The sequence below is a fragment of the Acidovorax sp. genome, from assembly GCF_022763525.1.
Classification (GTDB): domain Bacteria; phylum Pseudomonadota; class Gammaproteobacteria; order Burkholderiales; family Burkholderiaceae_C; genus Acidovorax.
The window spans coordinates 1-15,597 of record NZ_JALEGG010000021.1 but is presented as its reverse complement, the minus strand read 5'-3'; the positions used below and the strand labels follow the sequence as shown (position 1 = coordinate 15,597).

General features: G+C 63.0%; 15 protein-coding genes and 1 tRNA gene. 7 read left to right on the top strand and 9 right to left on the bottom strand.

The window, feature by feature from the left end; all coding sequences use genetic code 11:
- The 4 genes from MRY84_RS01735 to MRY84_RS01720 all read right to left on the bottom strand — a co-directional run.
- On the bottom strand, positions 1 to 1,745 hold a 1,745-nt coding region (locus MRY84_RS01735; RefSeq protein ID WP_291504045.1), incomplete at its 3' end, for a TonB-dependent receptor.
- Positions 1,745 to 3,028 carry a sorbosone dehydrogenase family protein gene (locus MRY84_RS01730; RefSeq protein ID WP_291504046.1) on the bottom strand — a complete coding sequence of 428 codons (1,284 nt, stop codon included), beginning with the start codon at positions 3,026 to 3,028 and terminating at the stop codon, positions 1,745 to 1,747. The genes MRY84_RS01730 and MRY84_RS01735, both read right to left, overlap by 1 nt.
- A 136-nt stretch (positions 3,029 to 3,164) precedes the next feature.
- Positions 3,165 to 3,653 carry a hypothetical protein gene (locus MRY84_RS01725; RefSeq protein WP_291504044.1) on the bottom strand — a complete coding sequence of 163 codons (489 nt, stop codon included), beginning with the start codon at positions 3,651 to 3,653 and terminating at the stop codon, positions 3,165 to 3,167.
- Positions 3,654 to 3,893: 240 nt separating this feature from the next.
- Positions 3,894 to 4,232 (bottom strand): KGG domain-containing protein, encoded by a 339-nt coding sequence (locus tag MRY84_RS01720; RefSeq protein WP_291504043.1) that lies wholly within the window; start codon positions 4,230 to 4,232, stop codon positions 3,894 to 3,896.
- 317 nt (positions 4,233 to 4,549) lie between these two features.
- Between MRY84_RS01720 and MRY84_RS01715 the strand changes: the two genes are divergently transcribed.
- Positions 4,550 to 4,747: a hypothetical protein gene (locus MRY84_RS01715; RefSeq protein ID WP_291504042.1), complete on the top strand. Its 198-nt coding sequence runs from the start codon at positions 4,550 to 4,552 to the stop codon at positions 4,745 to 4,747.
- Positions 4,728 to 5,285 carry a hypothetical protein gene (locus tag MRY84_RS01710; RefSeq protein WP_291504041.1) on the top strand — a complete coding sequence of 186 codons (558 nt, stop codon included), beginning with the start codon at positions 4,728 to 4,730 and terminating at the stop codon, positions 5,283 to 5,285. Before MRY84_RS01715 ends, MRY84_RS01710 begins: the two co-directional genes overlap by 20 nt.
- A 127-nt stretch (positions 5,286 to 5,412) precedes the next feature.
- On the opposite strand, the gene MRY84_RS01705 is transcribed toward MRY84_RS01710, so the two are convergent.
- From MRY84_RS01705 to MRY84_RS01695, 3 genes are all read right to left on the bottom strand, one after another.
- Positions 5,413 to 5,502 (bottom strand) — tRNA-Ser (locus tag MRY84_RS01705).
- Between the two features lie 86 nt (positions 5,503 to 5,588).
- A complete protein-coding gene (locus tag MRY84_RS01700; RefSeq protein WP_291504040.1) occupies positions 5,589 to 6,512 on the bottom strand; it encodes a stomatin-like protein in 924 nt (307 codons plus the stop codon).
- Positions 6,513 to 6,583: 71 nt separating this feature from the next.
- Positions 6,584 to 7,009 (bottom strand): NfeD family protein, encoded by a 426-nt coding sequence (locus MRY84_RS01695; RefSeq protein WP_291504039.1) that lies wholly within the window; start codon positions 7,007 to 7,009, stop codon positions 6,584 to 6,586.
- Between the two features lie 150 nt (positions 7,010 to 7,159).
- Between MRY84_RS01695 and MRY84_RS01690 the strand changes: the two genes are divergently transcribed.
- A complete protein-coding gene (locus MRY84_RS01690) occupies positions 7,160 to 9,526 on the top strand; it encodes an arginine/lysine/ornithine decarboxylase (protein WP_291504038.1) in 2,367 nt (788 codons plus the stop codon).
- 98 nt (positions 9,527 to 9,624) lie between these two features.
- Here MRY84_RS01690 and MRY84_RS01685 read toward each other — a convergent pair whose 3' ends face one another.
- Positions 9,625 to 10,530: a DNA ligase gene (locus tag MRY84_RS01685; RefSeq protein WP_291504037.1), complete on the bottom strand. Its 906-nt coding sequence runs from the start codon at positions 10,528 to 10,530 to the stop codon at positions 9,625 to 9,627.
- A gap of 32 nt (positions 10,531 to 10,562) precedes the next feature.
- Positions 10,563 to 11,363 (bottom strand): enoyl-ACP reductase FabI, encoded by an 801-nt coding sequence (fabI, locus tag MRY84_RS01680; RefSeq protein ID WP_291504036.1) that lies wholly within the window; start codon positions 11,361 to 11,363, stop codon positions 10,563 to 10,565.
- 71 nt (positions 11,364 to 11,434) lie between these two features.
- On the opposite strand from fabI, the gene MRY84_RS01675 reads away from it, so the two are divergent.
- From MRY84_RS01675 to MRY84_RS01660, 4 genes are all read left to right on the top strand, one after another.
- Positions 11,435 to 13,243, top strand: a complete 1,809-nt coding sequence (locus MRY84_RS01675; RefSeq protein WP_291504035.1) for an extracellular solute-binding protein — start codon at positions 11,435 to 11,437, stop codon at positions 13,241 to 13,243.
- Positions 13,244 to 13,319: 76 nt separating this feature from the next.
- Positions 13,320 to 14,351, top strand: coding sequence for an ABC transporter permease subunit (locus tag MRY84_RS01670; RefSeq protein ID WP_291504034.1), 1,032 nt, complete (start codon positions 13,320 to 13,322; stop codon positions 14,349 to 14,351).
- 16 nt (positions 14,352 to 14,367) lie between these two features.
- Positions 14,368 to 15,420, top strand: coding sequence for an ABC transporter permease (locus MRY84_RS01665; protein ID WP_291504033.1), 1,053 nt, complete (start codon positions 14,368 to 14,370; stop codon positions 15,418 to 15,420).
- Positions 15,417 to 15,597 (top strand): ATP-binding cassette domain-containing protein (locus tag MRY84_RS01660; protein ID WP_291504032.1); only part of this gene is annotated, 181 nt, incomplete at its 3' end. The genes MRY84_RS01665 and MRY84_RS01660, both read left to right, overlap by 4 nt.

Below are 15,597 nucleotides of genomic sequence, written 5' to 3'. Positions count from 1 at the left end.
GACCAGGCACCCTGGCTGGTGCGCCATGCCAGTTCCAGTCCGCGGCGGCGCACGTTGTCGGTGTTTTGGAATACAGAGCGACCGTTGACGGTGGCGGCCGGGACAATCTCGCCCTGCGTGCGGGTGTCGAACCAGGCAGCGTTTATCTCCTGCGTGCCCGAGCGCCACTTCGTACCGACTTCCCATTGTCGGCTGCGAGCCGCTTGCAGCCCGAAGTTGGGCCCCGCATTGTTGAGGGTGTAGGCCATCTCGGACACTGTGGGTGTCTCGAAACCCCGCCCGATGTTGGCGTAGACATTGAGATTCTCGGTGGCGGACCACACGAGCCCCAGGGCAGGGCTGGTATGGCGCCAGCGTCGTGCGCCACCATCGTCGGGGTTGGACGGGGGCACCACGTAGTGGTCGTCGACAGATATGCGCACCATGCTGGTTCGAAGCCCCGCGACGGCGCGCCAGCGGGGAGACAGCCACGTGTCCACCTGCGCAAAAGCGTCCGTGTTTTCAACGCGGGTGCGCTCATCGCGGCGCAATGCGCCACTGGTTCCGGCATCGTTCACCGTGCCCAGCCGGTGCTCAGACAATCCATGGGTTTCCAGACCCGCGGTCAGGGTGAGCGGTAAACCGGAGGCTCGGCGGAGTGTGCGCGTCCAGGTGGCGCCGGCGCCGCGAAAGCCCCGGTCCAGGTCCACCACCCCGCCAGCGCTGTTGGGCGCTGCTCCGCTGAACGCCAGATACTGGGTCAACTGGCGCGTGCCGCCATAGGCGCGCAGCTGTACGCTATCGAGGGAGCTGATCTGGCGGTCCAGCACCAGGCCTATCTGGTTCTGTTCCACCGCCTTGCGCGTATTGAAGGCGGTGGCCACCGAGGCCGCCTGACGCGGGTCCTGCAAGTATTGCGTTCTGGTCAATCCCAGCGGGTCTTGCGCCAGAGGCTGGGTGTAGAGGTTCAAAAGGCCTGTGATGCGCGTGGCGCCGTCGGGCCGGGCGAGCAGTTTGGCATTCACATGCGTTCGGCGCGCCGCACTGTGTGCACGCCAACCGTCTGTTTCAAAGTGGGAAATCCCCACCAGGCCACCCAACTGTTCGCTCCCAAGATCCAGCGTGGCCTCGGCGAGGCGCTGGCCAGACGAGCCCATGGCAATACCCGCCTGCGCTTCGCCGCCTGGGCGTGGGTCGCGGGTCGTGACCTGCACCACGCCCCCTGCGGCATTGCCGTACAGCTGGGCCAGCGGCCCGCGCAGTATCTCGACATGGCTTGCGGTAGGCAGGTGGGCGGTGGCGGCCTGACCTTGTCCGTCGGGCATGGTGGCTGGGATGCCGTCCACAAGAAGGCGCACACCCCGAACACCAAAGGTAGAGCGCGCACCGAAGCCACGCACGGCAATCTGCAAATCTTGCGCATAGTTGCCGCGGTCGGTGGCTACGACGCCCGGTTGGCCGGCGAGGAGTTCAGACAGGTGCACTAACGGTGTTGTCGCGGCGAAACCATCGATGTCCAACAAGCTGTGGCTGGCAGCGCTGTCGAAACGGCGCTGCGCCTGAGCGTTGTCGATCACCGTGACCGTTGGTAAAGCAGCAGCGCCCGGTGGTGCGCCGGAGGCGGGGTGGGTGTCGCCTTCCTGGGCGTGTACTGGGTAGACGAGACAGCCAGCCACCAAAGGGCTGGCCGCCCAACGCCAGCGCAGCCTTTGCCATTGGTAGCTCAGCGAAGGCAACTGCGGTCCAAGCGCCAGAGCGTCGTCCATCACCGGCTCGGCCTGACAAGCCACACCGCGTTGCCCACATCGTCTGCCACCAACAGCCCGCCCGAGCCGTGCAGCGCAACGCCCACGGGTCGGCCGTAGGCCTTGCCTTCACTGCTCAGGAAACCAGTCAAGAACGGAACAGGAGGGCCGGCGGGGCGCCCATCGACAAATGGTACGAAGACCACGTTGTACCCTGTCAGCTCCTTGCGGTTCCACGAGCCATGCTGCCCGATGAAAGCGCCGCTGGTGTAGTTGGCGGGCATGCGCGCATCTGCGAACGCCAGCCCGAGCGGCGCTACGTGCGCTCCCAGGCCATAGTCGGGGGCGATGGCACGGGCCACCATGTCAGGGTTGGGTGGCTTGACCCGGGTGTCCACATGCTGGCCCCAATAGCTCCATGGCCAGCCATAAAAGGCACCGTCCTTGACCGAGGTGAGGTAGTCGGGGACGAGGTCGTTGCCCAACTCGTCACGCTCATTGACCACCGTCCAGAGGGCTTTGGTATGAGGCTCCCACCCCAGGCCATTGGGATTGCGCAGTCCGGTGGCAAACAGGCGCTTGGCTCCGGACGCCAAGTCCACTTCCCAAATGGCGGCGCGTCCTTCCTCAGACTCCATTCCGTTGTCCCCGATATTGCTGTTGGAGCCCACAGTGGCGTACAGCTTGCTGCCATCGAGGCTGGCGATGATGTTCTTGGTCCAGTGGTGGTTGGCCCCCGCCGGGAGATCTGTAAGCTGGACGGGGGAAGCCGTGATGGATGTCTGCCCTGTTTCGTAAGGGACTTTGACAATGCCATCCGCATTGGCAACATAAAGCTGGTTTCCCACCAAGGCGATGCCAAATGGAGAATTCAAATCCTTCAGGAACACGGATTTGGTCTCGGCAATGCCATCCCCATCGCTGTCGCGCAAAAGGGTAATGCGGTTGGCGCTCGGCGTGCCGGCGCCTGCGCGTTTCATCACCAAGCCCATGGCCTTGCCGCGGATGCCCTCGGCATGCACATTCTTGGCACCTTGGGTCGGCGGGGGCTTGTTGGTTTCGGCCACCAGCACGTCCCCATTGGGCAGCACATGAATCCAGCGCGGGTGTTCCAGGCCGGAGCCAAAGCGCGACACGCTGAACCCCGCAGGTGCCTGTGGTCGCACACCGTCAGGCCATCCCTGTGCGGGCGCAATGTTCACGGTGGGAATCAACCGGGTTTGCGCGGGCGGGGGTAACTCCGGAGACGAACCCACGCCAGGCGGAGGGGGCGTCTGCGCTGAGGCGGCCGAAAGCCAACCCAGGCTGCAAAGGAGGGGCGCCCACCAATTGCGGTGCGCGAAACGGGGGCGACGGCTGAAGGGATGGTCCATGGCGCGCAGTATGGAGAGCGGCCAGCCTGCCGCATGTAGGCCGGCGCCGTGAGTTCCCTGTGGTGCCCTATCGGGAGTTGATGAACCCTACTTCAATTCCTTCTTTGACTTCGGGCTCTGTCAAGGTGAAATTCAACAGGGCTACGTCCGTCGCCATGGCGTTGCGCCGCCCATCACCCCCAATGCGGAAGTGCGCCATGGGACTGTTGGCAAATTGCAGTGTGGAGCCGAAACAATGCGTCGGAAGAATCAGGGTGCCGACCGCCGAGTTGTCCACCAGTTGGAAGGAGGGCAGCACGACGCGGTTGGATTCGGTGAACCCGATCTTGAGAAATGTGCGGTACGCGCCTGCGCGCATCCCGGAAAGCTCGATGAAACCACTGGCCATGGGGACGGTGAATCCATCTGCCTGAAAAGTGTCAATGCCAGAGAGCAGGGCTGCTCGTACGTTCTTGACCTTGGTGACGACGTAGTTGTCCCAATCCGGCTGATGCGTCTGAGCCTTTTGGAGATTCGACCCCCACTGGTTGGAAAGCGATGTAGTCATGGATTGCATGGAAATGCCGCTGGGCGATAGCTGTCGCACGCGTCCAAAATTTGTGATCAGCCTTTGATGCTCGCCTGCGTGCGCGCGCCCATTTGTAGGAATCGACCTAAAGGCCTGCCAGTCCATTCCCTTGCAAAGCGGCGCCAATGCCGCTCGTGAAATCCAGATGCGATGCCCGCGCCGCAAGCGCCGGGCACCGCATCACGCACGGACGCGGGAGCACGGAAATGCCCCGCGTCCAATGGCTAGTTAGCGGTCGTTCTTGTGGCTCTGGCTGCCAGCGCGCGCATGCTGCTCAGAACTCCCGCCGCGGGTGTTGCCGCTGCCGCCGCTGTCATTGCCGCTGCCCCGGGTACCGCTTTGCTGGCCACCGCCACCATGGCTCTTGGAGCCGGCCTCGCGGGCTTCTGCAGAGGTGAACTCATGGGCGTTGCCCGACGCGTGTGCTGCCCGGCCACCCTCGGCGGCGATCTCGCGCTGGCGGTCGCTGTCCATGGATGCGAAGCCGCGGCCAGAGCCGGAACCGCCTTGGTTGTTGCTACCCTGGTTCTTGCTTTGGTTTTGGTTGCCTTGATTGCTGTTTGCCATTTCGATCTCCTGTGAGTTGAACGATTAGCACACGGGACATCCGTGTGAAACTCCACTGTCTGACCGCAACCAAGGCTGGTCCGTAGGTCAGGGACTACCCGACCGTAGGTATCGTTTGATGGATCTAGCGGGGGCGACGCCCTATGGGCTACATGACCCAGTGCCCGGCCTCGCGTTTCAGCGGCGATTCGCTACGTTGTCTGGCCCTCAAGTAGTCCTCGTCCCACGGTGGATCGATGCGTGCTGTGTGACTGCTCACCCGTGCGAGGCATCCAGTCCTACAGTGCCATAGTCCATGACGTCGGAAAGTTGGCGCCATGCCACAGACCGATGTCATTCAGACCGAGCCGTTGCCGCAGTCCTCTGTTGGCTTGCCGCGCATGAGAGGACGGTTCAGCATTTTTTGCCGCTTCTTCGTGTCGCTTTCCCGGGCCGCCATCATGCGTCTTGGCCGTTCGCACGAGCTGCAATTCCACAGTGACAACGGATTGAAAAATGGCCACCACTGTTTTTGAAGATCTCACCGCCAAAGCCGACGCTTGGTGCCGGGAGTTTGAGCGCTATAAGGATGAGTGCAAGGTTTTCGCAGAGAAGCTGCGCGTAGAACTCATCGAATACCTGGGCGCCAAGTCAACGGACATCGAGTTTTACGTCCTCGACGAGCATCTTGACCGTGTGCGGGACGCTGGCTCCACCCTATCCCCGCGCCTCCAGGTCGGGGACGATGGCTTTGTCTACTTTGGTCTCACGCTTTTTTTCAAGCTCGAATCCCAAAATCTGGACGAGCACGTGCGGGTGGGTGTGCAGCGGGTCAAGGGACAGTGGCGAATTCGCTGGAACCAGCTGGAGTTGAGCTACGGAAGCGGCGCGGGCCACAGCCCTTTTTTTGAAAAGGTGGTGGCCTCGATTGCGGAGAAGTTCACAACTCCTTTTCACCGGCGGCGGGGGCCGTTGGGGTTTGTTCCCATCATCAGCAATGACCATTTAACGTTGGTCCCCCCGGCTGAGTTGCGCGTCGCTGCCGAGAGCAATGGCTCGGGAACGTCCGAATGAGCCTCCAGCCTGCGAGGGGCGGTCGGGCTGAGGCAGGTCTCTTCGGGTAAGGCGACCCGTGCGAGTACAACGATGAAGGTTTAGAAAAGAAAAAAGCCTAAGTAGGTTGACTACTTAGGCTTGTATTTGGCGGAGAGGGCGGGATTCGAACCCGCGGTGGGGATTAGCCCACACACGCTTTCCAGGCGTGCGACTTAAACCGCTCATCCACCTCTCCGAAGCCCTCGATTATAGCCACAGGAAACGGGGCATTCGAGTGATGGTCGTTGAGGTGATGAAAAAAAGCTTCTGGCGAGAGCAGGATCAGACCGTCTTTTGCGAAGCCTGCACCATCTTCATGGCCGAGCCGATCAGCGCAGACACTTCGGTCATGTTGCTGGGCACGATCAGCGTCGTGGTGGCGTCCGACGCAACCTGGCTGTACGCCTCCACCGCTTTCTCTGCCACTTTCAGCTGAACTGCCTGTTCGCCGCCGGGCTGGCGGATGGCGGCGGCCACGCGCTCGATGGCTTGTGCGGTGGCTTCCGCCACGGCTTTGATCGACTCGGCTTCCCCTTGGGCTTTGTTGATGACGGCCTGCTTTTCGCCTTCGGATCGGGCAATGAAGGCCTCGCGTTCACCTGTGGCGATGTTGATCTGTTCCTGGCGGCGGCCCTCTGATGCCGCAATCAGCGCCCGCTTTTCCCGCTCGGCGGTGATCTGCGCCTGCATGGCGTGAAGAATTTCTTTCGGAGGCGTCAGGTCCTTGATCTCATAGCGCAGCACTTTCACGCCCCAGTTCAGCGCCGCTTCGTCGATGGCCTGCACCACTTGGGCGTTGATGATGTCGCGTTCCTCAAAGGTCTTGTCCAGTTCGAGCTTGCCGATGACCGAGCGCAGCGAAGTCTGCGCCAGCTGCGTCACCGCCATGATGTAGTTGCTGGAGCCGTAGCTGGCACGCATGGGATCGGTCACCTGGAAGTACAGGATGCCGTCTACCTGCAGCTGCGTGTTGTCGCGCGTGATGCAGATCTGGCTGGGCACGTCGAGCGGAATTTCCTTGAGGCTGTGCTTGTAGGCCACTTTGTCGATGAAGGGCACCAGCAGGTTCAGCCCTGGCGCCAGTGTGCCTGCGTATTTGCCCAGACGCTCCTTGACCCAGGCATTCTGCTGTGGGACGACCTTGACGGCGCGCGCGATGAAGATCACGGCGATGATGAGTATGGTGATGGCGACAGCGAGTTCCACGGCACAGCCTCCCTTGAAATGGGGTGAGTTGAATGAATTGAATCGGATGGGGTGAAGCGGACGCGGGAGGACTACAGGGGATCCACCAGCAGGCGGTTACCCACCACTTCGGCGACGCGGTGCATGCCCGTGGCGGGTGTGATGCCAGGGCGGTGGATGGCTGTCCACTGCGCGCCGCGGTACTTCACCGTGGTGGTGCCGTCGGGGTTCCAGCTCTCGATCAGCAAGGTTTCACCCACGTCCAGGTTGACACTGCGGTCCGCGCGGGCAGAAGGATCGCCCGGGCGGCGTTTTTTGAGCTGGTACCAGGCCACCACGGCACCGCCGCCCACTGCCGCGGCGGCGACAATCTGGAACGCCATAGGCAATCCCGCGTGTGCTCCCAGTGCTGCGGCCACCAGTCCCAACGCCACCATGAGCAGATAGAACGTGCCGGTGAGCAGTTCAGCGACCACGATGGCGCCCGCCGCCAGCCACCAGATGGTGGATTCCTCCATAGCGAACCTCCTGTTTGTTGTGGTTGTCTTTGTTGCACCACATTCTGGGTCAAAAGGGTGGCAGTTCAAAGGCGCGTCAAGGTTATTCCTTACACTTCGCGCCTATTTCGTTTTTTGGCCGGGCAGGCCACGGCTCCCTGGAGGCTGCGCATGAAGTTTCGCTTTCCCATCATCATCATCGACGAGGACTACCGCTCGGAGAACACTTCGGGGCTGGGCATCCGTGCGCTGGCCCAAGCCATCGAGTCCGAGGGCTTTGAGGTCGTCGGGGTCACCAGCTATGGCGACCTGTCGCAGTTTGCGCAGCAGCAAAGCCGTGCCAGTGCGTTCATCCTGTCGATCGACGATGAGGAATTTACCCTGGGTGAAGGGCTGGACCCGATCGTGCTGAGCCTGCGCAACTTCATTGGCGAAGTGCGCCGCAAGAACGCCGAGGTGCCCATCTACGTGCACGGCGAGACCAAGACCAGCCGCCATCTGCCCAATGACATCCTGCGCGAGCTGCACGGTTTCATTCACATGTTCGAGGACACCCCCGAATTCGTCGCGCGCCACATCATCCGCGAAGCCAAGAGCTACCTGGAGAGCGTGCAGCCACCGTTCTTCAAGGCACTGCTCGACTACGCCGAAGACGGCTCGTACAGCTGGCACTGCCCTGGCCACTCGGGCGGCGTGGCGTTTTTGAAGAGCCCTGTGGGCCAGATGTACCACCAGTTCTACGGCGAGAACATGCTGCGCGCCGACGTGTGCAACGCGGTGGAAGAACTGGGCCAACTGCTGGACCACAACGGTGCCATCGGCGAATCGGAGCGCAACGCCGCGCGCATTTTCAACGCCGACCACTGCTTCTTCGTGACCAACGGCACGTCCACGTCCAACAAAATGGTGTGGCACCACACCGTGGCACCAGGCGACGTGGTGGTGGTGGACCGCAACTGCCACAAGTCCATCCTGCACAGCATCATCATGACCGGGGCCATCCCCGTGTTCCTGAAACCCACGCGAAACCACTTCGGCATCATCGGGCCCATCCCGCAAAGCGAGTTCGAACCCAAGGCCATCGAGGCCAAGATCAAGGCCAACCCGCTGCTCAAGGGCGTGGATGCGAAAAAGGTCAAGCCGCGCGTGCTCACGCTCACGCAGAGCACCTACGACGGTGTGCTCTACAACACCGAGACCATCAAGAGCATGCTCGACGGCTACGTGGACAACCTGCACTTTGACGAGGCCTGGCTGCCGCACGCGGCCTTCCACCCGTTCTACGGCAGCTACCACGCCATGGGCAAGAAGCGCACGCGCCCCAAGTATTCGGTGACGTACGCCACGCAGTCCATCCACAAGCTCCTGGCCGGCATCAGCCAGGCATCGCACGTGCTGGTGCAGGACTCGCAGACCGCCAAGCTCGACAGGCACCTCTTCAATGAGGCTTACCTGATGCACACGTCCACATCGCCGCAGTACAGCATCATCGCCAGCTGCGACGTGGCGGCCGCCATGATGGAGCCGCCCGGCGGCACCGCGCTGGTGGAGGAAAGCCTGCTCGAAGCCCTGGACTTCCGCCGCGCCATGCGTCAGGTGGAAGAAGACTTCGGCAAGAACGACTGGTGGTTCAAGGTCTGGGGCCCCGACAAGCTCGTGGACGAGGGCCTGGGCCGCGCCGAGGACTGGATCATCCGCAGCGACGGCAAGGGTAAGAAGAACGGCAGCAAGTGGCACGGCTTTGGCCAGCTGGCCGACGGCTTCAACATGCTGGACCCGATCAAGTCCACCATCGTCACGCCCGGCCTGAACCTGGACGGCAAGTTCGACAAGACCGGCATCCCCGCGTCCATCGTGACCAAGTACCTGGCCGAGCACGGCGTGGTGGTGGAGAAGACTGGCCTGTACAGCTTCTTCATCATGTTCACCATCGGCATCACCAAAGGCCGCTGGAACACGCTGCTCACGGCGCTGCAGCAGTTCAAGGACGACTACGAGAAGAACCAGCCCATGTGGCGCATCCTTCCGGAGTTCTGCCAGCAGCACAAGCGCTACGAGCGCATGGGCCTGCGCGACCTGTGCCAGCACGTGCACGAGATGTACGCCAAGTACGACATCGCGCGCCTGACGACCGAGATGTACCTCTCGGACCTCACGCCGGCCATGAAGCCTTCGGACGCTTATGCGCACATTGCCCACCGCCAGACCGAGCGCGTGGAGATCGACCAGCTCGAAGGCCGCATCACCGTGGGCCTGGTCACGCCGTATCCACCGGGCATTCCGCTCCTGATCCCGGGCGAGGTCTTCAACAAGAAGATCGTGGACTACCTCAAGTTCGCGCGTGAGTTCGCCAAGCTGTGCCCCGGCTTCGAGACTGACATCCACGGGTTGGTCGAGGTGGAAGACGAGCACGGCCAGGTGCGCTACTACGCAGACTGCGTAGCGCAGAGCAAGGCTCCGCGCAATCCCAAGCCCCTGGCCACTGCCGAGAACCTGGTGCAGGTGGGAGACGACGGTCCCTACGGGCGCATCGTCTGATCGAGGCTTGATGCAAAAAGAGCTTCCCGCGCTTGGTTTTCAAGCGCAGGAAGCTCTTTTTTTGATAGCGTGCGGCGGCGGATCGGGGAAGGCCTGCGTCAGCGCGGCATGTCCTCGCGCACTCGCACAAAACTCGCAAAGCGTGGCAGTCCTCCGTCGTGCGTGCCGCGAAAGCGGTAAGTGACCCAACTGCCAACGGGCGGAGGGTCTGCCCGCTGCGCATCGCTGAAGCCCGCTCCCAGCTTGAAGCGCTGCCCTGAGGGCATCTCCACCAGCAATGCACCCATGCGGCCGGCGTGGCGTCCCTGGCCGGGCACATGGGCCACCACGCGCGCCTCGGTGTCCTCGTGGGTCTTGACCTTGATGAGATCGTCGCTGCGTCCCGCCTGGTACAGCGACGCGCCCCGGTGCAGCATCAACCCCTCGCCGCCTGCTCGCACCGTGCGTTGCAGCAAAGCCTGCAGCGCGGCGTCGGAGGCGATGCGCCTTTGCGCCACGGCCTGCACCCAGGGCTGCCCGATGCGCTCGACCACGGTTTCCATGGCCGGAATGCGCTCGTCGAACGTACCCCCATGCCGGGGCAGGTCAAACACCATGAACTTGATTTGGCGCCAGGCCGCATCGTCGGCCCGCTGCTGGCGCGTGGTGGACTGGGCCTGGCTGAACCGGCCGCGACCAGCCCACAGTTCGCCATCCATCGGTGTGTCGGCAGGCCAGCCGGCCGTGAACCATGCAGGGGCAGCAATGATCTCGCCGCCGCGGCTGCGCAGCGCGCTTCCATCCCAGTAGCCACGTACGCCGTCATACTTCTCGCTCACCCAGTAGTCCGCCAGCGGCATGCCGGGACGGTACACGTTGGCCAGCAACAGCGAAGGCGCGTCGGCAGCCCGCACGACAACCGGGGCCGTGCCGGCGAGCAGGAGCCAGGCGAGGCAGCTGCGGCGCGAGAGTTTGCTATCGAAAAAATAGCTGCTAGCGCTTGCCCGGTAAGCGCTAGAGGCCATTTTGATGTTGAAAAGCTTGAGACGAGCCAGGCTCAGACCTGATCGGCCGAGAGGCCCGCCGTCTGGCTGAAGCCGCCGTCCACGTAGGTGATCTCGGCCGTCATGCCCGAGGCCAGGTCGGACAGCAGGAAGGCCGCCACATTGCCCACGTCTTCAATCGTCACGTTGCGGCGCAGGGGCGAAGCATCGGCCACGCGCGACAGCAGCTTGCCGAAGTCCTTGATGCCGCTGGCGGCCAGCGTCTTGATGGGGCCGGCGCTGATGCCGTTGGCGCGGATGCTGCGGCCGTCCTCGGTGCGGCCCACGGCTTCGGCCAGGTAGCGCACGCTGGCCTCCAGGCTGGCCTTGGCCAGGCCCATGGTGTTGTAGTTGGGGATGGAGCGCAGCGCGCCCAGGTACGACAGCGTGAGCAGCGAGGACTTGTCGTTCAGGTAGGGCAGGGCCGCCTTCGCCATCGCCGGAAAGCTGTAGGCGCTGATGTCGTGCGCGATGCGGAAGCCCTCGCGCGAGAGGCCATCCAGGAAGTTGCCTGCAATCGCCTCACGGGGGGCAAAGCCGATGCTGTGCACAAAGCCGTCGAACTTGGGCCAGGTCTTGGACAGCTCGGCAAACATGCGCTCGATCTGCTCGTCGCTGGCCACGTCACAGTCGAACACCAGCTTGGAGTCGAACTCGGCGGCAAAGTCGGTGATGCGGTCCTTGAAGCGCTCGCCCACGTAGCTGAAGGCCAGCTCGGCACCTTGGTCGCGGCAGGCGCGGGCAATGCCGTAAGCGATGGAGCGGTTGGAGAGCACGCCCGTGATGAGCAGCTTCTTGCCGGTCAGAAAACCCATGTTTTGTTCTCCTTGGAATGGTGTGGATGCAGCGCCCTCGTCCGGCGCTTAACGTAGTGCAGAATTGTCGCATGCGGTTTTGGCTGACTCTTTTGCTGGCGGTGTGTGCGGCTCCGGCCTGGTCTGCCCACGGCTATGCCCTGTGGGGCGATCTGAAGTATCCCCCTGGATTCGCGCACTTCGACTATGTGAACCCTGACGCGCCCAAGGGGGGGGAGCTGCGCATGGTGAGCAACCTGCGCTATTCCACTTTCGACAAATACAACCCCTTCACGATGAAGGGCTCGACGCCGGCCTACTTGAGCGACCTGATTTTCGAGTCGCTGCTCACCGGCTCCATGGATGAGACCGCCTCGGGCTACGGCTTGCTGGCGGAGGATGTGCAGGTGGCCGAGGATCGGCTCAGCGCCACCTTTCGCCTGCGGGCTGAAGCGCGCTTTCACAACGGTGACCCGGTGGAGGCGGCCGACGTCAAGCACAGCTACGACATGCTTGTCAGCCCACACGCATCGCCGAGCTATGCCACCATGCTGCAGGAGGTGGCGGGCGTGGATGTGCTGGACAAGCGCACAGTGCGATTCCGCTTCAAGCAGCCGAACCGCGAACTGCCGCTCACCGTGGGCAGCCTGCCGGTCTTCAGCCGCGCCTGGGGGCGCGGGCCTGACGGCAAGGCCAAGCGCTTCGACGAGATCGTGACCGACACACCCATCGGCAGCGGCCCCTACCGCATCGGCGACGTGAAGTTCGGTCGCGACATCACCTATCAGCGCGACCCGAAGTACTGGGGGAGCAACCTCAACGTGACCCGGGGCGCTTTCAATTTCGACCGCATCACCGTCAAGATCTACAAGGACAACACCGCCCGGCTTGAGGCCATGAAGGCGGGCGAGTTTGACTTCATGACCATCTATTCGGCGGGCGACTGGGCCCGGCGCATCGACGGCAAGCTCTTCAAGCAGGGCGTGCTGGCCAAGAAGGACATGAAGCACCAGTTGCCTGCAGGCTTTCAGAGCTACGTGCTCAACACGCGCCGTCCCATGTTGCAGGACGTGCGTGTGCGCGAGGCGCTGGGCCTGGCCATCGACTACGAATGGATGAACCGCCAAATGTTCTATGGCGGCTACCCGCGCGTGAAGGATCTCTTTGGCAAAACGCTGTGCGAGGCCAAGGGCCTGCCAACCCCCGAAGAGCGTGCGCTGCTCGAACCCTGGCGCGGCAAGGTGCCGGACACCGTGTTCGGCCCCATGTACAGCCCGCCGACTACTGAGGGCGAGGGCCACTCGCTGCGCGAGAACCTGCGCCGCGCGCGTCAGTTGCTGGCCGAGGCTGGCTGGACCTACCGCGATGGCGCGCTACGCAATGCACAGGGCGACGCGATGGTGATCGAGTACCTGGACAGCAAGGAAGGTGGAGCCCGTACCGTCACCCCCTGGATCCGCAACCTGGAGAAACTGGGCATCACGCTGCGGTTCACGGCCGTCGACTTTGCGCTGTACCTGCAGCGTTTGGACAAGTTCGACTACGACATGATCAGCCTGGCCTATCCGGGCACCTACAACCCCGGCCAAGCGATGAAGGAGCTGTTCGGCAGCCAGGGCGTGAAGGTGGAGGGGTCCAGTAACCATGCGGGCGTGAACAGCCCGGCGGTGGATGCGCTGGTCATGGCGCTCACGCGCGCCAACAGCCAGGCCGAGATGCTGCCCGCCTGCCGCGCGCTGGACCGCGTGATCATGCATAGCCACTACCTCATTCCGCAGTGGACACTGGGCTCGCATCGCGTGGTCTACAACCAGCAGCGCCTGGCTTACAAGGAGCCCATGCCGCCCTACGCCAAGGCCGAAGAGTGGCTCATGTTCTCGTGGTGGAGTCGGAGGCCGTGATGTCCACGACAAGAAGCCTTGCGCCCGGTGCTGCCGACGGGCCCGCTCACCTGGTTTTCATTCCTGACTGACGACCATGCTCGCCTACATCGCCAAACGCTTGCTGCTGATGCTGCCCACGCTGCTAGGGGTGCTGCTCCTCACATTCCTGGTGATCCAGTTCGTGCCGGGCGGACCAGTGGAGCAATACTTGGCCGAGGCCCGCACCGCCGCAGGCAGGGGTGGGCTGGAAACTGGCGGCATGGGTTACCGTGGCGACCAGGGCGTGGATCCCAAGCGCCTGGAGCAGATCAAGGCGCTGTACGGCTTCGACAAGCCTGCACACGAGCGCTTCATCCAGATGCTTGGGCAATTCGCGCGGTTTGACCTGGGCAAGAGCTTTTTTCAGAACAAGGATGTGTGGACCCTGGTCAAGGAAAAGCTCCCTGTCTCCATCAGCCTGGGCCTGTGGACCTTCTTCATCAGCTACCTGGTCGCCGTGCCTCTGGGCGTGGCCAAGGCCGTGCGGGCGGGCACGCGGTTCGATCTGGTGACCACGCTCATCATCCTGGTGGGCTACGCCATCCCCGGCTTCGTTCTCGGCGTGGCGCTGCTCGTGATCTTTGGCGGGCAGTTGCAGTGGTTCCCACTGCGGGGCCTTACCTCGTCCAATTGGGACGAGCTGTCCTGGGGCGCACGCATCGTGGACTATTTGTGGCACATCACCTTGCCCGTCACGGCCATGGTGCTGGGCAGCTTCGCGGTCACTGCCATGCTCACCAAGAACGCGTTTTTGGAAGAAATCCGCAAGCAATATGTTCTCACCGCCCGCGCCAAAGGCCTGAGTGAGCGGCAGGTCCTGTGGAAGCACGTGTTCCGCAACGCGCTCATCCCTATCGTCACCGGGTTTCCGGCAGCGTTCATCGGCGCGTTTTTCACTGGATCGCTGCTCATCGAGACGCTGTTCTCGCTCGACGGCCTGGGGCTGCTGAGCTATGAAAGCGTGATCCGGCGGGACTACCCCGTGGTGCTGGGCACGCTCTATCTGTTCACGCTGATCGGGCTGGTGACCAAGCTCGTCAGCGACCTGTGCTACGTGTGGGTGGACCCGCGCGTGAAATTCGATTGACCCTCCACCCCACGGCATGAGCACTGCTTCTTCTTCGCCATCGCCTTCGCTATCCCCCTCCCGGCGCGCCTGGCTGCGCTTCAGGCGCAACCGCCTGGGGTACTGGAGCTTGCTGATCTTTGGCACGCTGGTCCTCATCAGCCTGTGCGCAGAGCTGATCAGCAACGACAAGCCCATCGTCGTGCGCTACGAGGGGCAGACCTACTTCCCCATGCTCAAGAATTACCCCGAGACCACTTTTGGCGGCGACTTTGAGACGCCCACCGACTACCTGGATCCCTTCATCAAGGAGCGGTTGAGCCAGGGCAGCAACTGGGCGCTCTACACGCTCAACACCTACGGCCCCAACACCCTCAACTACTTTGCCAAGTCGCCCAACCCCTCGGCCCCCACGGCCGACAACTGGCTGGGTACGGACGATCGAGGGCGTGACCTGGTGGCGCAGCTGCTCTACGGCTTTCGGGTCAGCGTGCTGTTTGGTTTGGCCCTGACCGTCACGGGCGTGCTGTTGGGCGTGGTGACGGGTGCTGTGCAAGGCTTTTTCGGGGGCAAGACCGATCTGGCATTCCAGCGCTTCGTCGAGATCTGGGGCTCCATGCCCGAGCTGTACCTGCTCATCATCTTCAGTGCCGTGTTCGCGCCGAGCGTGGCGCTGCTGCTCATCTTGCTGTCGCTCTTCGGCTGGATGGGGCTGTCCGACTATGTGCGCGCCGAATTCCTGCGCAACCGCCAGCTCGACTACGTGAAGGCCGCCCGTGCCCTGGGCGTGGGCAACGCGCAGATCATCTGGCGCCACATCCTTCCCAACAGCCTCACGCCGGTGGTCACCTTCCTGCCATTCCGCATGAGCGCAGCCATCCTCGCGCTGACCTCGCTCGACTTCCTGGGCCTGGGTGTGCCGCCCGGAACGCCTTCGTTGGGCGAGCTGCTGAGCCAGGGCAAGAACAGCATCGATGCCTGGTGGATTTCGCTGTCCACCTTTGCGGTGCTGGTGACCACCTTGCTCTTGCTTACCTTCATGGGAGATGCCCTGCGCGATGCGCTCGATCCTCGAAAGGCCGACCAGTGACCGCACCGGACAGCACTCCCTTGCTGCAGGTTCGGGACCTGCACGTGCGCTTCGGCACCAAAGAGGTGGTGCGGGGCGTCAACTTTTCGATCGCGGCGGGCGAAAAGCTCGCGCTGGTGGGCGAGTCCGGCTCGGGCAAGACGATCACGGCACTGAGTTTGCTGCGTCTGGCGGGAG